Below are 17,749 nucleotides of genomic sequence, written 5' to 3'. Positions count from 1 at the left end.
GGACAGGGTGGTCGGAGCGGGCCTGGCGCTGCTTGGGGGATCGGCGTCGCTGAGGTAGCGGTCGGGCTGAGCTGACGCGGCGGGGGCGCAGGTCCCGGGCACGGCAAGGGCCGTCCTCCCGACGGTGGAGGGTGGGGAAGACGGCCTTCGCTGCGCTGACGGTGGGGCTACTCCGATTCGCCCTCCAGGTTGCCCTCCGTGTCCAGGTAGACCTGGCGGAGGGATTCGAGGATCTGGGGGTCCGGCTTTTCCCACATGCCGCGGGATTCCGCCTCCAGGAGGCGTTCCGCGATGCCGTGGAGGGCCCAGGGGTTGGCTTCCTCCAGGAAGGCGCGGTTCGTGGGGTCCAGGACGTAGGTTTCCGTGAGCTTGTCGTACATCCAGTCCGCCACCACGCCGGTGGTCGCGTCGTAGCCGAAGAGGTAGTCGACCGTTGCCGCGAGTTCGAAGGCGCCCTTGTAGCCGTGGCGGCGCATCGCCTCGATCCACTTGGGGTTGACCACGCGGGCGCGGAAGACCCGGCTGGTCTCCTCGACGAGGGTGCGGGTCTTGACCGTTTCCGGGCGGGTGGAGTCGCCGATGTAGGCCTCGGGGGCCGTGCCGCGCAGGGCGCGGACCGTGGCCACCATGCCGCCGTGGTACTGGAAGTAGTCGTCCGAGTCGGCGATGTCGTGTTCGCGGGTGTCCGTGTTCTTCGCCGCGACGGTGATGCGCTTGTACGCCGTCTCCATTTCCGTGCGGGCCGGGCGGCCTTCGAGGCCGCGGCCGTACGCGTAGCCGCCCCAGACCGTGTAGACCTCCGCGAGGTCGGCGTCGGTGCGCCAGTCGCGGGAGTCGATCAGCTGGAGGATGCCCGCGCCGTACGTGCCGGGGCGGGAGCCGAAGATGCGGGTGGTGGCCTTGCGTTCGTCGCCGTGGGCGGCGAGGTCGGCCTGGGCGTGGGCCCGGATGAAGTTGGAGTCGGCGGGCTCGTCCAGGGAGGCCGCCAGGCGGACCGCGTCGTCGAGGAGGCCGATGACGTGCGGGAACGCGTCGCGGAAGAAGCCCGAGATGCGGAGGGTGACGTCGATGCGGGGGCGGTTCAGTTCCGCGAGGGGGATCGCCTCGACGCCCGTGACGCGGCGCGAGGCCTCGTCCCAGACCGGGCGGACGCCGAGGAGGGCCAGGGCCTCGGCGACGTCGTCGCCCGCCGTGCGCATCGCGCTCGTGCCCCACAGGGACAGGCCGACCGAGGCCGGCCACGCGTCCTCGTGGTCCGCGCGGTAGCGGGCCAGGAGGGAGTCGGCCAGGGCCTGCCCCGTCTCCCACGCGAGGCGGGACGGGACGGCCTTGGGGTCGACCGAGTAGAAGTTGCGGCCCGTCGGGAGGACGTTGACCAGGCCGCGCAGCGGGGAGCCCGACGGGCCCGCCGGGACGAAGCCGCCGTCCAGGGCGCGGACCACGTGGGCGATCTCGTCGGTGGTGCCGGCCAGGCGGGGGACGACCTCGTGCGCCGCGAAGGTCAGGATGTCCGCGACGGCCTCAGGGTGGCCCGCCGCGACCGAAGCGACCGCCGACGGGGCCCAGTTCGCGTCCTCCATCGCCTGCACCAGGGCGCGGGCCGTCTCCTCGACGGCGTCCGCCGTCGTACGGGTGGCCGCCGACTCGTCGAGGCCGAGGGCCTCGCGCAGACCGGGCAGGGCCGAGGCGCCGCCCCAGATCTGGCGGGCGCGGAGGATGGACAGGACCAGGTTGACCCGCGCCTCACCGGTCGGGGCGCCGCCCAGCACGTGCAGGCCGTCGCGGATCTGGGCGTCCTTGACCTCGCACAGCCAGCCGTCGACGTGGAGGAGGAAGTCGTCGAAGCCGTCGTCGTCCGGGCGTTCGTCCAGGCCGAGGTCGTGGTCGAGCTTCGCCGCCTGGATGAGGGTCCAGATCTGGGCGCGGATCGCCGGGAGCTTGGAGGGGTCCATGGAGCTGATCTGGGCGTACTCGTCCAGGTGCTGCTCCAGGCGGGCGATGTCGCCGTACGACTCCGCGCGCGCCATCGGCGGGACCAGGTGGTCGACCAGGGTGGCGTGCACCCGGCGCTTGGCCTGGGTGCCCTCACCCGGGTCGTTGACCAGGAAGGGGTAGATGAGGGGGAGGTCACCGAGGGCGGCGTCGGGCGCGCAGGAGGCGGAGAGGCCCGCGTTCTTGCCGGGGAGCCATTCGAGGTTGCCGTGCTTGCCCAGGTGGATCATCGCGTCGGCGCCGAAGCCGCCGTCCGCCGCGGCCGCCTGGATCCAGCGGTACGCGGCCAGGTAGTGGTGCGACGGCGGCAGGTCCGGGTCGTGGTAGATCGCGATCGGGTTCTCGCCGAAGCCGCGCGGCGGCTGGATGAGGATGAGGAGGTTCCCGCGGCGCAGCGCGGCGAGGACGATGTCGCCCTCGGGGTTCGAGGAGCGGTCGACGAACATGTTGCCGGGGGCCTCGCCCCAGTGCTCCTCGACGCTTTCGCGGAGGTCGGCGGGGAGTTCGGCGAACCAGCGCTTGTAGTCGGCCGCGGGGATGCGGACCGGGTTGCGGGCCAGCTGCTCCTCGGTGAGCCAGTCCTGGTCGTGGCCGCCGGCCTCGATGAGGGCACGGATCAGCTCGTCGCCGTCACCGGAGACCAGGCCCGGGATGTCGGCCTCCGGGCCGAAGTCGTAGCCGGCCGAGATGAGGGTGCGCAGGAGTTCCACGGCGCTGGCCGGGGTGTCGAGGCCGACCGCGTTGCCGATGCGGGAGTGCTTGGTGGGGTACGCGGAGAGGACGAGGGCGATGCGCTTGTCGGCACGCTCGATGTGGCGCAGCCGGGCGTGGCGCACCGCGATGCCGGCCACGCGCGAGGCACGCTCGGCGTCGGCGACGTAGGCGGGCAGGCCGTCCTCGTCGATCTCCTTGAAGGAGAACGGGACGGTGATCAGCCGGCCGTCGAACTCGGGCACGGCGACCTGGGTGGCGGCGTCGAGGGGAGACAGGCCCTCGTCGTTCTCCTCCCAGTTGCCGCGCGAGCCGGTCAGGCACAGGGCCTGGAGGATCGGCACGCCGAGCCCGGCCAGGGCGCCCGCGTCCCACGACTCGTCGTCCCCGCCCGCGGAGGCGGTGGCGGGCCGGGTGCCGCCGGCGGCGAGGACGGTCGTGACGATGGCGTCCGCCGTCTCCAGGGCCTGGAGCAGCTCCGGCTCCGGGCTGCGCAGGGAGGAGACGTACAGGGGCAGGGGGCGGCCGCCCTTGCCCTCGATGGCGTCGCAGAGGGCGTGCACGAAGGCCGTGTTGCCGCTCATCTGGTGGGCGCGGTAGTAGAGCACCGCCACCTGGGGGCCGGTGGCCTCGGACGCGGGGCGTTCCAGGGGGCCCCAGGTGGGGGAGGCGGCCGGGGGTTCGAAGCCGTGGCCGGTGAGCAGGACCGTGTCGGAGAGGAAGCGGGCCAGCTGGCCGAGGTTGGCCGGGCCGCCGTGCGCGAGGTAGCGGTGGGCCTCCGCGGCGATGCCGATCGGGACCGTGGAGGCCTCCATCAGCTGGGCGTCCGGGGCCTGTTCGCCGGTCAGGACCACCACGGGGCGGGTCTGGTCGGCGGCCAGGAGCACGTCGAGGCCCTCCTGCCAGGCGCGCAGACCGCCGAGGAGGCGGACGACGACCAGCTCGGCGCCGTCGAGCAGACCGGGGAGGTCGTCGAGGGGGAGGCGGGAGGGGTTCGCGAACCGGTACGGCACGGGGCCGTCGGCGGTGTTCGCGGCGCGGGCGCTGAGCAGATCGGTGTCGGACGTCGACAGCAGCAGGATCATGCGGCGGCAGGCCTTCCTCGGGGTTTCCGCGCCCCGGGCAGTGAGGACAGCGGGAGTTCCTGACTCACCCCGCGGATCGTTCCGCGGGGCTCACAGTGGCGGGACCGCGCCGGAATCGCACCGGGCTTCCTCCCATGTCGCCGTCCTCGGCGGTGACGGGCCGAGTGGTCCGCCGGAAGGTCATCTTAGGTGGCCTTTCCCCTGGCCGGGAGGTGGGGTGGGGGCGAGGTCGGTCCGGTGCGGCGCCGCTGCCGGGGCTCTGCCCTGTGGGCCGCGCCGCAAACGCCGGGTACGGGTGGGGGCCGCTGCGCGGAGCCGTCTCCCCGCCCCGCCCATTCACCTTCACCGTTTCTCCCCCAGCTACCGCTGGGAGGTGCCCCCAGGGGCTCCGCCCCGGACCCCGCGCCCCAAACGCCGGCGAGGCCGGAGTTTGCCCGGCGGGGCTCAATCAGGCTGGTCGGGGTGGCGACGGACACAGGTCGGGGGTGCGGAATCGTGGGTATGCTCGCGGCCATGCCGCCCCAGCCCCCTTCCGCCGCGTCGCGGGACGAACCCGTCATACGCGACCGCGGCGACGCCTGCCCCGGCGCGCTGCGGCTGCACGCCGCCGACGACGGGTACCTGGCGCGCGTCCGCGTCCCCGGCGGGCTGCTCACCACCCGGCAGGCCCTCGCCCTCGGGCTCGCCGCCGACCGGTTCGGCGACGGCCACCTGGAACTCACCTCGCGCGGCAACGTCCAGCTGCGCGGCCTCGCCGACGGGTGCGGCGAGGGGCTGGCGCGACTGCTGGACGGCGCCGGGCTGCTGCCCGCGCCGAGCCACGAGCGGGTGCGCAACATCGTGGCCACCCCGATGGGCGGGCCCCAGGTCGTGCACTGGGTCCGGGAACTGGACCGGCTGCTGTGCGCCAGTACCCGGGCGGCCGCCCTGTCCGGACGGTTCCTGTTCGCCCTCGACGACGGGCGCGGGGACGTGGCCGCCCTCGACCCGGACGTGACCGTACTGGGTCGCGGCGCCGGTGGCGCGGAGGGACCCGACAGCGGTGGCGGCGGCCGTGCCGGTCGGGCCGTGGTGCGGCTGGGGGCGGGGGCGGACGGTGTCGAGGTCGATGCCGCCGACGCGCCCCGGGCGGCGCTGCTGGCCGCCGCGTACTTCCTCGACGCCGCCGAAGCCGCCGGCACCCGGGCCTGGCGGGTGGCCGAACTGCCCCCCGAACACTCTCTGGACACGGGCGAGTTCGCCCGCCGGCTGGCCGCGGAGGGGATCACCGCCGGGCACGCCCCCGAGGTGGCCTGGCCGTACGCCGAGCCGCCCCAGCCCTGGGGGCCCGGCGGCGACGGCGAGCTGACCGCCCTGTGCGTACTGCCCCCGCTCGGCCGGCTGAGCACCGCCCAGTGGGAGGTCCTCCGCGAGGTCGCCGGCCACGGGAACGGCGAACTGCGCGTCACCCCCTGGCGGAACGTCATCCTCCCCCGGGCGGCCACCCGCGGGTCCGTCGACGGCTACGCCCGCATCGAGGCCGCCGGCCTGGTCGTCGCCCCCGACAGCCCCTGGCGGTCCGTCACCGCCTGTACGGGCAAGCCCGGTTGCGCCAAATCCCTCGCGGACGTCCGCGCCGACGCGCGCGCCGTCGTGGAACGGGCGGCGACCGGCGGCCTGCCCGTGCACTGGTCCGGCTGCGCCCGCCGCTGCGGGCATCCGCGCGGCACCGCCTGGGTGGACCTCGTCGCCACTCCCGACGGCTACGCGCTCGACGCGCGGCCCGTCCCGCACGCAGACCTCGCGGCCACCCTCACGGCCGCACGTACCACCCCCACCACAACCGATGCCGCAGTGAAGAAATGAGCGAGTACACCGTGTTCGAGTACGAGAAGGACGGCGCCGCGATCTACCGCCAGTCCTTTGCCACGATCCGCGCCGAGGCGGACCTCTCCGGGCTGCCCGCCTCGGTCGCCCAGGTCGCGGTGCGCATGATTCACGCCTGTGGCATGACCGACCTCCCCCAGGACCTCGGCTACACCCCCGACGTCGTCCTGCGGGCCCGTGCCGCCCTGCACGCCGGCGCGCCGATCCTGTGCGACGTCCAGATGGTCGCCAGCGGCGTCACCCGCAAGCGGCTGCCCGCCGGCAACGAGGTGGTCTGCACCCTCTCCGACCCGGCCGTGCCCGCCCTCGCCGCGAAGATGGGCACCACCCGCAGCGCCGCCGCCCTCGAAGTCTGGCGCGACCGGGGCCTGCTGGAGAACTCCGTCATCGCCGTCGGCAACGCCCCCACGGCGCTGTTCCGGCTGCTGGAGATGATCGAGGAGGGCGCCCCGCGCCCCGCCGCCGTCATCGGCGTGCCCGTCGGCTTCATCGGCGCCGCCGAGTCCAAGGACGCCCTCGCCGCCCACCCCTCGGGCCTCGACCACCTGATCGTGCGGGGCCGGCGCGGCGGCAGCGCCATCGCGGCCGCCGCGGTCAACGCGATCGCGAGCGAGGAAGAATGAGCGACGCGCAGCAGCAGAACCCGGCCAAGGGCAGGCTGTACGGGGTCGGGCTCGGGCCCGGCGACCCGTCGCTGATGACCCTGCGGGCCGTCGAGGTGATCGCGCAGGCGGACGTCGTCGCGTACCACAGCGCCCGCCACGGCCGCTCCATCGCCCGCTCGATCGCCGCGAAGCACCTGCGCGCCGACCACGTCGAGGAGCCGCTGGTCTACCCGGTCACCACCGAGACCACCGACCACCCCGGCGGCTACCAGGGCGCGATGGAGGAGTTCTACGAGGCCTCCGCCGCCCGGCTGGCCGCGCACCTGGACGCCGGCCGCACCGTCGCCGTGCTCGCGGAGGGCGACCCGCTCTTCTACGGCTCGTACATGCACATGCACAAGCGGCTCGCCGACCGCTACGAGGCCGAGGTCATCCCCGGCGTCACCTCGGTCAGCGCCGCCGCAGCCCGGCTCGGCACCCCGCTCGTGGAGGGCGAGGAGGTGCTGACGATCCTGCCCGGCACCCTGCCCGAGGAGGAGCTCACCGCCCGCCTCGCCGCCACCGACTCCGCGGTCGTCATGAAGCTCGGCCGCACCTTCCCGGCCGTCCGGCGGGCCATGGAGGGCAGCGGCCGCCTCGCGGAGGCCCGGTACGTCGAGCGCGCCACCATGGAGGGCGAGCGGACCGGCGTCCTGGCCGACACCGACCCCGACAGCGTCCCGTACTTCGCCGTCGCCGTCGTGCCCAGCCGGATCGGCAACCCGGGCAGCGTGCCGTCCGGGCCCGGCGAGGTCGCCGTCGTCGGCACCGGCCCGGCCGGGCCGCTGTGGCTGACCCCGGAGACGCGGCGGGCGCTGGCCGACGCCGAGGTGCTGGTCGGGTACACCACGTACCTGGACCGGGTGCCGGTCAAGCCGGGCCAGGTGCGGCACGGCTCCGACAACAAGGTGGAGTCCGAGCGCGCCGAGTTCGCCCTCGACCTCGCCCGGCGCGGCAAGCGGGTGGCCGTGGTGTCCGGCGGCGACCCCGGGGTCTTCGCCATGGCCACCGCCGTCCTGGAGGTGGCCGGGCAGGCCCCCTACGCGGACGTGCCCGTACGGGTGCTGCCCGGGGTGACGGCGGCCAACGCCGCTGCCGCCGCGGCCGGCGCCCCGCTGGGCCACGACTACGCCACCGTCTCCCTCTCCGACCGGCTCAAGCCCTGGGAGGTCATCGCGGAGCGGCTGCGCGCGGCCGCCGCCGCCGACCTGGTGCTCGCCCTGTACAACCCGGGCTCGCGCAGCCGGACCTGGCAGGTGGCGCAGGCCCGGGAGCTGCTGCTGGAGCTGCGCCCGCCGCAGACCCCGGTGGTCGTGGCCCGGGACGTGGGCGGGCCGGAGCAGTCGGTGCGGATCGTCACGCTGGCCGAACTGGAGCCGTCCGAGGTGGACATGCGGACGATCCTGCTGATCGGCTCCTCGCAGACCCGGGTGACCGAGCGGCCCGACGGGTCCCGGGTGACGTGGACCCCGCGCCGCTACCCGTGACCGTGCGGCCGAGGCGCTGAGCGCGGCCGCCCGCCCCGGGGCACACCACCCCGGGGCGGGCCGCCGCGGCGTCCGGCCGGCGCCGGCTCAGCCCGGGCAGCCCGCGTAGGCGTCCGGACAGCCCTGGACCGTCGACGGGTCGACCATGAGCAGCTGCCACGACAGCACCCCGGCCGGGGGCGAGTCGTCCTGCGGGGCGGGGTCGATGTGCGCGGTCGGCGCCGAACCCGCCGGAAGGTTCAGCCGGGTGACCTCCCCGGCCGTGCACGACACGTCGAACGACCGGTCCCCGGGGCCGCCTTCACGGGACAGCAGCAGGGTGACCCGGGAACTCTCCTCGCTGTCGCAGGCGATGTCGAAGCGGTACGGGCGCTCCCCGCCGGTCTCCAGGACCTTCTCCATCCCGGCCTTGAGGAAGCCCGTCCCCCGCATCGTCACCCGGGCGCCGTCCGGGACGCCCTTGCCCAGGCTCTCGTCGGCCCGCTGGAGCGCGTCGCTGGGCTCCCAGCCCTTGGCCTCCGGCGCCGGACCCCCGCCGCACCCCGCGACGAGCGGCGACACGGCGGCGAGGACCAGGGCGAGGACGAGGGAGTGACGTATCCGCATTCCTTCAGCCTAGGGGGTGTCCGCAAAGTAGCGTCGTCCGCCCGCAGGGCGTCGCGGGGCAGGCGGGACTTTGCGGACACCCCCTAGGGGGTGAGCCAGTGCAGGGCCGCCTCCACCGACTCCGCCCGCGCCACGCCCCGCGGTACCGGCGGGCGGCGGACGATCAGGACCGGGATCCCCGCCTCGCGGGCCGCGGTGAGCTTGGGGGCCGTCGCCTCGCCCCCGCTGTCCTTGGTGACGAGTACGTCGACGCGGTGGCGGTCCATCAGCTCCCGCTCCTGCGCGAGTCCGAACGGCCCGCGCGCCAGCAGCGTCTCCATGCGCGGCGGCACCGGCCCCAGCGGCGGGTCCACCGAACGCACCAGGAACCAGGTATCGGTGAGGTGCGCGAACGCGTGCAGGCCCGTCCGGCCGGTGGTCAGGAAGGCCCGCCGGCCCAGCGAGGGCAGCACGGCGGCCGCCCCCGTGAGGTCGTCCGCGAAGGTCCAGGCGTCACCCGGGCCCGGACTCCAGCCGGGCCGGCGCAGCGCCAGCGTCGGCACGCCCGTCAGCGCCTCCGCCTCGGCCGCGTGGAAGCTCATCCGCTCCGCGAAGGGGTGCGTGGCGTCGACCACGTGCGTGACGCCGTGGGCGGTGATCCAGCCCGCCAGCCCCTCGACCCCGCCGAAGCCGCCGATCCGGGTCCCGCCCGGCGGCAGCACGGGCGAGCCGACCCGGCCCGCGAGGGAGTTCGTCACCCGGTACGAGGACGCGTACGCGGGCTCCCGCGCCAGCGCCTCCGCCAGCCGGCGCGCCTCGGTGGTGCCGCCCAGGATCAGGACGTGCCGCGCCGGGCCCGCCGGGACGGCCGGCTCAGCAGACATGCCGGTCGCGCTCGGGGGAGTAGAGGTGGCTGTCGCGGAACTGCTCCGCGTTCAGCGTCCGGCCCACCACGATCACCGCGGTGCGCACCAGCCCCGCCTCCTTCACCTGCCCCGCGATGTCGGAGAGGGTCCCGCGCAGGATCAGCTCGTCGGGGCGGCTGGCCATCGCCACCACCGCCACCGGGCACTCGGCCCCGTAGTGCGGCAGGAGTTCGTCCACGACCCGGTCCACGTAGCGGGTGGCCAGGTGCAGCACCAGCAGGGCGCCGCTGCGGCCGAGCGTGGCCAGGTCCTCGCCGGGCGGCATCGGCGTGGCCTGCTGGGCGATCCGGGTCAGGATCACGGTCTGGCCGACGGTCGGGACGGTCAGCTCCCGCTTGAGCGAGGCGGCCGCCGCCGCGAACGCCGGCACGCCCGGGACGACCTCGTACGGGATGCCGGCCGCGTCCAGGCGCCGCATCTGCTCGGCGACGGCGCTGAAGATGGAGGGGTCGCCGGAGTGCAGCCGCGCCACGTCCAGGCCCGCCGCGTGGGCCCGTACGCACTCGGCGATGATCGCGTCGAGGTCCAGCTGCGAGGTGTCGACCAGCCGGGCCCCCTCGGGGCACTCGTCGAGCAGCTCGCGCGGGACCAGGCTGCCGGCGTAGAGGCAGACGGGGGCGGCGGCGAGGGTACGGGCACCGCGTACGGTGATCAGGTCGGCGGCGCCGGGGCCCGCGCCGATGAAGTACACGGTCATGTCAGTCTCCTTGCGTCTGCGTCTGCGTCTGCTGCGGGGGGTGCGGCCGCTCCCGCGCCCGCTCCCGGTCCTTCGTCACGGTGTCTCCCGCGCCGGCTTCGTCACGGACCACTGCGTGACCGGCATCGCCTGGCGCCACCCCGTGAAACCGCCGACCGGCACGGCGTGCGCGACGGCCAGCTTCACCAGTTCGCCGCCGTGGCGCCGGTGCTGCCCGGCGAGGACCGCCTCCGACTCCAGCGTCACGGTGTTGACGACCAGCCGGCCGCCGGGCGCCAGCGCCGCCCAGACGGCGTCCAGCAGCCCCGGCGCGGTGAGCCCGCCGCCGATGAACACCGCGTCGGGCGTGGCCAGTCCCTCCAGCGCGGCGGGGGCCGCGCCGACGACCACGCGCAGGCCGGGGACGCCGAGGGCCGCCGCGTTGCGGGTGATGCGCGCCGCCCGTTCGGGGACGCGCTCGACGGCCACGGCGCGGCAGGAGGGGTGCGTACGCATCCACTCGATGCCGATCGACCCGGAGCCGCCGCCGATGTCCCACAGCAGCTCGCCGGGGGCGGGGGCCAGCGCGCAGAGGGTCGCGGCGCGGACGTGGCGCTTGGTCAGCTGGCCGTCGTGCTCGTACGCGGCGTCGGGCAGCCCGGGGGTGGCGCCGAGCCGGGGGACCGCCGTGGCCGGATCCCGCCGGCACTCCACGGCCACCACGTTGAGGGGGTCGCCGGGCGGGCGGCGCCAGTCGTCCGCGGTGCCCTCGTACGCGTCCTCGCGCTCGGAGCCCAGCTGTTCGAGGACCCGCATCCGGCTCGGCCCGAAGCCCCGCTCCCGCAGCAGGGCGGCGATCGCCTCGGGGGTCGCCGCGCCGGCGCTCAGCACCAGCACCCGCCGCCCCTCGTGCAGCGCGGCCGCCACCCGGGCCACCGGCCGCCCGACCACGGTCACCACCTCGGTGTCCTCCACCGGCCAGCCGAGGCGGGCGCAGGCGTACGAGACGGAGGAGGGGTGCGGATGGACGTGCAGCGCGTCCGGGCCCAGCTCCTCGGCGAGCGCGCGGCCGATCCCGTAGAACATCGGGTCCCCGCTGGCCAGTACCGCGATCCGGCGCCCGGCGTGCTCGGCCGTCAGCTTCGGCACGGCGGGGCGCAGCGGACTGGGCCACGCGACCCGCAGCCCGGCGCAGACGGCGGCCGGGAGCAGGTCCAGCTGCCGGGGCCCGCCGATCAGCACCTCGGCGCCGGCCAGCGCGTCCCGGGCGGCGGCGGTGAGCCCGGTCCAGCCGTCGGCCCCGAGGCCGACGACCGCCACGGCTATGGGGGGTGCTGCGGAGCTCACTGCGGTACCTCGGGAACGGGAGAGGGCGGACGCGCGGGACGGACCCGCAGCTTACTGGGGTGCGGCCCCGCCACCCGTGCCAGGGTGACCGGCGACGACACCGCCCCCGACCCGGCGGGCGCACCCCGCCGGAAGCGACCCCGTGCCGCCCCTCCGCGTCGCCGCCCCGCCCCCCGCCGCCCCGCCGGGCCCCGGGCGGTGGCGTGCCCCCGTCCGCCCCCGTCCGCCCCCGCCGCGCCCCCGTCCGCCCCGGAGGGATCCTGCCCGGCCCGCGCCCCTCGCCCCACACTCGGACGATGGACGACACTCCGGACAACCACCCAGCCGGCTCGGACGACGCCCGCGCACGCCCCGGCGCCGGCCCCCGCCCCCCGGACGGCGGCGGCCGGGGCCCCGATGACGACGACGGCCGGGACCACGCCGTGGTCCTCGGCGCCGGACTGGCCGGGCTGCTCACGGCGCGCGTCCTCGCCGGGCACTTCCCCCGCGTGACGGTGCTGGAGCGGGACGAACTCCCCGACGACGGCCCCGTGTTCCGGCCCGGCGTCCCGCAGTCCCGGCACGCGCACGTCCTGTGGTCGCGTGGCATCGAGGTCATGGAGCGGCTGCTCCCCGGGATCACGGCCGAGCTGACCGGCGCCGGCGCCGCCCTCCTGGAGTCCCCGCGCGACTTCCTCTGGCTCAGCCCGGCCGACTGGTTCCAGCCCGTTCCCGGAGCCAGGATGCTGGTCGGCAGCCGCGAACTGCTCGACTGGACCCTGCGCCGGGCCGTGCGCCGCGACCGCCGCGTCGAGGTGCTGGGCGGCCGGGCCGTGACCGGCCTCGTCGCCGGCCCGGACGGCCGCGCGGTCACCGGGGTCACCCTGCGCGACCGCGCCCCGCTGGCCGCCCGTCTCGTGGTCGACGCCACCGGCCGCACCTCCAAGGCGCCCGCCTGGCTCGCCGCCCTCGGCTACCCCGCCCCCGAGGTCACCCGGTACGACTCCCACCTCGGCTACGCCAGCCGCGCCTACGCCCTGCCGGAATCCCCGCAGGCCGGGCCGGCGGCGCGCCGCTGGCGGGGCATGTACGTCCAGGGCCGTCCCGACAGCCCGCGCGGCGGGGTGCTGGTGCCGCAGGAGGACGGCAGCTGGCTGGTCACCCTCCTCGGCAACGGGGAGCACGTCCCGCCCACCAAGGACCCCGGGTTCCTGGAGTTCGCCCGCAGCCTGCGCAGCCCCGCCCTCTACGAGGCCATCCGCGACGCCGAGCCGCTGTCCGAACCGACCGGGTTCCGGGCCACCGCCAACGAGTGGCGCCACTACGAGCGGATGGACCGCTGGCCCGAGGGGCTCCTCGTCGTCGGTGACGCCGCCTGCCGCTTCAACCCCGTGTACGGGCACGGCATGACCGTCGCCGCCGCCGCGGCGCACGCCCTGGGCTCGGCCCTGGCCGGCCTCCCGGCGCACCGCGTCCCGGCCGAGGCCCGCGCCCTCCAGCGGCGCACGGCGGAGGCCGCCGGCGTCGCCTGGCAGATCGCCACCAGCGAGGACCTCCGCTACCCCTGGACCGAGGGGCCGCCGCCCGACCGGGCGACACGCGTCCTCCAGCGGTACATGTCCCGCGTGATGGTCGGGGCCAACACCGATCCGGCCATCTCGGCCCCGTTCTTCGGGGTCCTGTCCCTGTCCGCCCCGCCGAACACCCTCCTCGCCCCCGGCACGGTGCTCCGCGTCCTGTCGAAGTGGCGCCTGCCCACCGCCCCCGACACCCCGCCCTACCCGCCCCACCACCGGGGGTAGGGGCCGGCCGTACGCGGGCCGCCCGCCGCCCGCACCGGGCTACCCGCCGCCCGCACCGGGCTACCCGCCGCCCGCACCGGGCTACCCGCGTACGGCCCGCTCGTACAGCGCCCGTATGTCGTCCCCGAACCGGCTGCTGTACGAGGTGGTCTCGTCCCCGCCGCCGTCCCGGCCGCCGATGACCCCGATCAGGGTGTTCCCGGTGCTCAGCACGGGACCGCCGCTGGTCCCGTCGGGGACGTCGGCGCAGTCGAACCGCAGTTGGGACGGCCCGTCGGCCACGGCCGTGCCGGAGCAGCCCAGCGGCCGTTCGGTGTCGTTCGGGTACCCCACCAGCCGGGCCGGCACCGGCAGCCGCCGGCCGAAGCCCACGGGGTTCGCCCCCGTGACGTCCTCCAGCCGCTGCCCGGGGTGCCCGGCGCGGCGCACGCGGATGAAGGCCACGTCGACATCGGGATCGGCGTCCCGCACCCAGCGCGGGTCCACGTCGATCCGGGTGGGCACCCACACCCCGTAGGGCGCCTTCCCCTCCTCGTACGCCGGCACGAAGGCCAGGTTGTTGCGGAACCCGCCGGCGTACACGCAGTGGGCGGCGGTGACGACGAGGTCCCCGTCGGCGGAGTGCACCACGCTCCCCGAACAGTGGTGGTCGTCGTCCCAGTCCGGCCCGGGGGAGAACAGCGCCCCGATCGCGGGCTCCGCGGGCACGTCCCGCGCCTCCAGAGGGTCGGACGGCTTCCCGTCGCCCCCGGCGAAGCCGCGTACGGGCGGCGGCGCCTCCGGGCCGCCCTCGACGAGCTTCCCCAGGGCCGCGACGGCGGCCTCGTCGGCGAGCGAGGTGTCCTGTACGTACCGCCCCTGCTCGGCGTCCCCCCGGTCGAGGGTCCCCATCCGGCCCAGGCCGAAGGCGACCCCGGCGGCCACCAGGGCGCAGCACATCCCGGCCAGCACGCAGACCCGTACGGCCCTGCCCGTCATCGCGCCACTCCCGCCACCGCCGAGGATCACCCGTCAACCTCCCGGAACGGACGGCGGCCTCCCTGGGTTCCCGGCCGGAATGTGCCCCTCCTCACACGGCGCCCCCGGACGGCCATCCCCGGTCCTTCCCCTCTTCATCCAACTCGCCTACGCTCCAGGCGCCTTACCACTCGGTAACCAGGGGAGTCGCCCACCCATGCCCATCCGCACCCGCCTCCGCACGGCAGCCGCCCTGCTGACCGCCGCCGTCGCGGCCCTCGCCGTGGCCGCCGGCCCCGCCCCGGCCGCCACCGGAGATCCGCGCTACTCCGCCTCCACCGGCGTGGGCGTGCACAACGCCTACGAGAAGACCAAATACCCCTACCTCGCTGACGCCCTGGACTCGGGCGCCGCCATGCTGGAGCTGGACGTCTGGACCAACTTCTTCGGCAGCGGCTGGCGCGTCTCCCACGACAACCCCTTCGGCAACAACAGCAACTGCGAGAACGCCACCACCCCCGCCCAGCTGCGCACGAAGTCCCGCGACCAGAACCTGGCGGGCTGCCTCTCCGACATCCGCAGCTGGCACGACGCCCACCCCGGCCACCGCCCGATCGTCCTGAAGCTGGAGCTGAAGGACGGCTTCGCCGCGAACCTGGGCCGGGGTCCCGCCGCTCTCGACTCCCTCCTCACCGCGAAACTGGGCGACGCCCTCTACACCCCGGGCCGGCTGGCCGCCGGGCACCCGGACCTGGACACGGCGGCCCGCGCCGACGCCTGGCCGACCCGGGCGCAGATGGCGGGCACGTTCCTGGTCGAGCTGATCCCGGGCACCGTGGAGGAGGGCAACAGCGCCGACAAGCTCTGGACGGACCGCGAGTACGCCGAGCACCTGCGCGGCCACCTCGCCACGGCCGCCGCCTTCCCGGCGGTCCACCGCGCCGAGGCGGGCGATCCCCGCAACCGCTACGCCGACCCGGCCCTGCGCCCCTGGTTCGTGGTCTTCGACGGCGACGCGTCCGCCTACGCCTCGGGCTCGGTCGACGCGTCCTGGTACGACCGCAACCACTACCTCCTGATCGCCACGGACGCCCAGAACGTCGCCCCGGCGATCGACGCGGTCCACCCCACGGAGGCCCAGGCCCGCGAACGGGTGGCCCTGATGGCGGCCCACCACGCCTCGATCACCTCCGCGGACTGGTACCCCCTCCCCTCGGTCCTCGCCACGGTCCTGCCCCGCGGCTGAGCCGCGGACCGGAACCGAAAGCGCCCCGCCGGGACCTCCCGGCGGGGCGCTCGCGCGTGCGGGCCCGGGGTCAGGGGGCGGACGGGGACAGCTGGAGGGTGGCGGTCGTGGCGGATTCGCGGAGCACCTGGAGGCGGGTGCCGGTGTCCGGGACCTTGACGCCCACCTGGGGCAGGTCCGGGTTCCAGTAGGACGTGCGGTGGTCGTCGAAGACGGCGACGCCCGGGCGGGAGGGGACCGTCAGGGTGCTGCCGGGCCTGTGGAGGGTGACGCGGTCGGTGGGGCGGGTGGAGAAGGGCGCGTCGAAGGTCTGGGCGCGGGCGTTCGCCAGGGTGCCGTCCGGGAAGCGGAGGGCGTCCGGACGGGCGTCGACGGGCAGGATCAGGCCCGAACCCGGGTGCGCCTTGGTGGTGTTGTCGCTGTAGGCGGTGTCCCAGAGCCAGAGCAGCACGCCCTGCTGGTAGGGGTAGAACTCGACCCGGTTGTCGGTCGAGGTGAAGTTGTACGGGCCCGTGCGGAGGAAGGAGCCGTAGCCGGTGTAGCGGCGGTTCTCCGCGAAGTAGGCGCGCGGGTGGGACTCCGTGCCCGTACGGCCCTCGGTGCGGGACCACTTGAGGGCGGTCCAGCCGTTCGCGCCGGCTTCCGCGCCGTCCGTGAAGAGGGTGCGGCCGTCGTCGTCCGCGGTGATGCGGAGGTCGTCGAAGGTGACGCCGCGGCCGTGCGTGTTGCCGTCCGAGGTGACGCGGAAGCGCAGCCGGTCGGTGTCGGCGGGCAGGGGGACCGCGAGGTCGGTCCAGCCGCCGGAGGTGCCGGAGACGCCCTTCGGGGGGAGGGGCGTGCCGTTCACGGTGCCGGGGAGCGGGGTCCAGGTGGCGCCGCCGTCGGTGGAGCCTTCGACCGTGAGGAAGTCGAAGTCCTTCTCCGTGTCGTACCACAGGCGGGCGTTGAGGGTCGCCGGGCGGTGCGAGAGGTCCAGCGGGCGGGTGAGGGTGTTGTCCATGAGGTCACCGGTGCCGCTCCACCACTGGCTCGCACCCTCGGTGGGGTCCGTGAGGTCCGTGCGGGTGGTGGAGGGCGGCAGGTGCACCAGCAGGGCCTGGGGGTCCTGGGTGTGGTAGCCCGAGACGCCCAGGGTGGCGCGGGTCCTGCGGCCCGCGTCGGCCTCCGTGTAGTCCAGCCAGCCCAGCTGGAGCTTGCTCCACGGGTCCAGGTCGCCGGGCCACTGGCCCGTGGTGTTGGGGCCCTTGCCCAGGTAGGAGGCCGAGGACATCAGGGACCAGAAGTTGACGCCGTTGTCCCCGTCCGAGCTGTACAGGTCGGGGAGGCCCAGGTCGTGGCCGAACTCGTGGGAGAAGAGGCCCGCCCCGCTGTTCTCGCCGCCGGTGAGGTAGTCGCCGGCCCAGATGCCGGTGTCCCCGACCGGGGTGCCGCCGGCCTTGTTGCCCTCCGGGCCCGCGGTGCCCGCCTGGTCCCAGTAGGCGAACCAGCGGTGCGCCCAGATGGCGTCCTTGCCCTGGTCGCCGCCGCCCCAGGTCTGGTCCTTGCCGGCGTGGACGACGACCAGGTGGTCGAGGTAGCCGTCGGGCTCGTTGAAGTTGCCGTCGTGGTCGGCGTCGTAGCGGTCCCACACGTCGTACTGGGCGAGCTCGGCCTTGACGTCCTGCGGGGTGCGGCCCTTGGCGAGCTGGGCGTCGTACCAGGCCTTCGTGGCGTCGCGGACCAGGTCCCAGTTGGTGCGGCACTGGCCGGTCTCGGTGCACTTGTCGGTGCCGTAACGGGCCTCGTTGTAGGGCAGCTTGACCCAGTCGGTGACCGTGCCGTCCATGTCGTAGCGGCCGGAGGACTGGAGGTCGTAGTACGCGCGCATGGACGCCGCGCCGGGGTCGGCGGAGAAGAACTGCCGCTGGTAGAAGTCGCGGTCGAAGTCCTTGCGCCAGAGGGTGTGGTTGTCGTCCTTCGGCGGCTTGGCGATCGTGTTGTGCAGGGGGCCGGGGGTGCCGCCGAAGCGCGGGTCCGTCTGGTCGCCGAACTCGGCGAGGATGACGAAGACCTTGTCCTTGCGTTCCTGGGAGAGCTCGACGTACTGGTCGCCGATCCTGGCGGTACGGGGGCCCGGCCCGGCCCGCCGCGATCCGGCGCCGCCCGCCGCGACGCCCTCCAGGGCCTGGCGGCGCAGGGCTTGGCGGCGGAGTTCGAGCGGGGCGGGCGGCGGGGCCGCCTCCTGCCCGGCCTGTGGGGCGGCGGGGGCCGCCGGCGGCGGGGCGGCCGCCTGGGCGGGAGTGGCGAGGAAGGCGAGAGCGGTGAGCGATATCGCCGCTCCGGCCGCGAGGAGTCTGCGCAACGGGGGTGACCTTTCCGGGAGTTCGGAGAGCGCAGGTAATATTTCACATGTCACAGGTCACGGCTAGAGGCCGTGCGGGGCCATCAGCCGGTGGGGCGCCGGCCC

At 75.4% G+C, this 17,749-nt stretch carries 12 protein-coding genes and 1 riboswitch; of the genes, 5 read left to right on the top strand and 7 right to left on the bottom strand.

Annotated features, from left to right (window positions below; translation table 11 throughout):
* Positions 1-167: 167 nt before the first annotated feature.
* Positions 168-3,788: a cobaltochelatase subunit CobN gene (gene cobN, locus ACZ5NJ_RS32390; RefSeq protein ID WP_468769640.1), complete on the bottom strand. Its 3,621-nt coding sequence runs from the start codon at positions 3,786-3,788 to the stop codon at positions 168-170.
* A 53-nt stretch (positions 3,789-3,841) separates the two neighbouring features.
* Positions 3,842-3,920: riboswitch (cobalamin riboswitch) on the bottom strand.
* Positions 3,921-4,289: 369 nt separating this feature from the next.
* Between cobN and ACZ5NJ_RS32385 the strand changes: the two genes are divergently transcribed.
* The 3 genes from ACZ5NJ_RS32385 to ACZ5NJ_RS32375 are packed head-to-tail and all read left to right on the top strand — an operon-like array spanning position 4,290 to position 7,785.
* A complete protein-coding gene (locus ACZ5NJ_RS32385) occupies positions 4,290-5,633 on the top strand; it encodes a cobalamin biosynthesis protein CobG (RefSeq protein WP_468769702.1) in 1,344 nt (447 codons plus the stop codon).
* Positions 5,630-6,277, top strand: coding sequence for a precorrin-8X methylmutase (locus ACZ5NJ_RS32380; protein WP_468769638.1), 648 nt, complete (start codon positions 5,630-5,632; stop codon positions 6,275-6,277). The genes ACZ5NJ_RS32385 and ACZ5NJ_RS32380 overlap by 4 nt, the downstream gene beginning before the upstream one ends.
* Entirely contained in the window at positions 6,274-7,785 is a 1,512-nt protein-coding gene (locus ACZ5NJ_RS32375; RefSeq protein ID WP_468769636.1) for a precorrin-2 C(20)-methyltransferase, read from the top strand. The genes ACZ5NJ_RS32380 and ACZ5NJ_RS32375 overlap by 4 nt, the downstream gene beginning before the upstream one ends.
* 87 nt (positions 7,786-7,872) lie before the next feature.
* Here ACZ5NJ_RS32375 and ACZ5NJ_RS32370 read toward each other — a convergent pair whose 3' ends face one another.
* From ACZ5NJ_RS32370 to cbiE, 4 genes are all read right to left on the bottom strand, one after another.
* Positions 7,873-8,391, bottom strand: coding sequence for a hypothetical protein (locus ACZ5NJ_RS32370; protein WP_468769634.1), 519 nt, complete (start codon positions 8,389-8,391; stop codon positions 7,873-7,875).
* 83 nt (positions 8,392-8,474) lie between these two features.
* Positions 8,475-9,254 (bottom strand): cobalt-precorrin-6A reductase, encoded by a 780-nt coding sequence (locus ACZ5NJ_RS32365; RefSeq protein ID WP_468769632.1) that lies wholly within the window; start codon positions 9,252-9,254, stop codon positions 8,475-8,477.
* The gene (cobM, locus tag ACZ5NJ_RS32360; RefSeq protein ID WP_468769630.1) at positions 9,244-9,993 is read right to left on the bottom strand and encodes a precorrin-4 C(11)-methyltransferase; all 750 of its coding nucleotides are present in this window, start codon (positions 9,991-9,993) and stop codon (positions 9,244-9,246) included. The genes ACZ5NJ_RS32365 and cobM overlap by 11 nt, the downstream gene beginning before the upstream one ends.
* Positions 9,994-10,068: 75 nt before the next feature.
* Entirely contained in the window at positions 10,069-11,319 is a 1,251-nt protein-coding gene (cbiE, locus tag ACZ5NJ_RS32355) for a precorrin-6y C5,15-methyltransferase (decarboxylating) subunit CbiE (protein ID WP_468769628.1), read from the bottom strand.
* Positions 11,320-11,615: 296 nt separating this feature from the next.
* On the opposite strand from cbiE, the gene ACZ5NJ_RS32350 reads away from it, so the two are divergent.
* On the top strand, positions 11,616-13,100 hold the full coding sequence (locus ACZ5NJ_RS32350) for an FAD-dependent oxidoreductase (protein ID WP_468769627.1): 1,485 nt from the start codon (positions 11,616-11,618) through the stop codon (positions 13,098-13,100).
* 81 nt (positions 13,101-13,181) lie between these two features.
* Here the strand turns inward: ACZ5NJ_RS32350 and ACZ5NJ_RS32345 are convergent, their stop codons facing one another.
* A complete protein-coding gene (locus ACZ5NJ_RS32345) occupies positions 13,182-14,078 on the bottom strand; it encodes a trypsin-like serine peptidase (RefSeq protein WP_468769625.1) in 897 nt (298 codons plus the stop codon).
* A gap of 196 nt (positions 14,079-14,274) precedes the next feature.
* On the opposite strand from ACZ5NJ_RS32345, the gene ACZ5NJ_RS32340 reads away from it, so the two are divergent.
* Positions 14,275-15,303: a phosphatidylinositol-specific phospholipase C domain-containing protein gene (locus ACZ5NJ_RS32340; RefSeq protein ID WP_468769623.1), complete on the top strand. Its 1,029-nt coding sequence runs from the start codon at positions 14,275-14,277 to the stop codon at positions 15,301-15,303.
* A gap of 70 nt (positions 15,304-15,373) precedes the next feature.
* On the opposite strand, the gene ACZ5NJ_RS32335 is transcribed toward ACZ5NJ_RS32340, so the two are convergent.
* Positions 15,374-17,644 carry an immune inhibitor A domain-containing protein gene (locus ACZ5NJ_RS32335; protein ID WP_468769622.1) on the bottom strand — a complete coding sequence of 757 codons (2,271 nt, stop codon included), beginning with the start codon at positions 17,642-17,644 and terminating at the stop codon, positions 15,374-15,376.
* Positions 17,645-17,749 lie beyond the last annotated feature (105 nt).

The organism is Streptomyces sp. NPDC032091, from assembly GCF_055580265.1.
Note: the sequence above shows the minus strand (reverse complement) of the source record. Positions and strands in the feature narration are given on the sequence as shown.

Coding starts and splice junctions, on each gene's coding strand:
- cobN (WP_468769640.1), bottom strand. CDS start 3,788: ATGATCCTGCTGCTGTCGACGTCCGACACCGATCTGCTCAGCGCCCGC.
- ACZ5NJ_RS32385 (WP_468769702.1), top strand. CDS start 4,290: ATGCTCGCGGCCATGCCGCCCCAGCCCCCTTCCGCCGCGTCGCGGGAC.
- ACZ5NJ_RS32380 (WP_468769638.1), top strand. CDS start 5,630: ATGAGCGAGTACACCGTGTTCGAGTACGAGAAGGACGGCGCCGCGATC.
- ACZ5NJ_RS32375 (WP_468769636.1), top strand. CDS start 6,274: ATGAGCGACGCGCAGCAGCAGAACCCGGCCAAGGGCAGGCTGTACGGG.
- ACZ5NJ_RS32370 (WP_468769634.1), bottom strand. CDS start 8,391: ATGCGGATACGTCACTCCCTCGTCCTCGCCCTGGTCCTCGCCGCCGTG.
- ACZ5NJ_RS32365 (WP_468769632.1), bottom strand. CDS start 9,254: ATGTCTGCTGAGCCGGCCGTCCCGGCGGGCCCGGCGCGGCACGTCCTG.
- cobM (WP_468769630.1), bottom strand. CDS start 9,993: ATGACCGTGTACTTCATCGGCGCGGGCCCCGGCGCCGCCGACCTGATC.
- ACZ5NJ_RS32350 (WP_468769627.1), top strand. CDS start 11,616: ATGGACGACACTCCGGACAACCACCCAGCCGGCTCGGACGACGCCCGC.
- ACZ5NJ_RS32345 (WP_468769625.1), bottom strand. CDS start 14,078: ATGACGGGCAGGGCCGTACGGGTCTGCGTGCTGGCCGGGATGTGCTGC.
- ACZ5NJ_RS32340 (WP_468769623.1), top strand. CDS start 14,275: ATGCCCATCCGCACCCGCCTCCGCACGGCAGCCGCCCTGCTGACCGCC.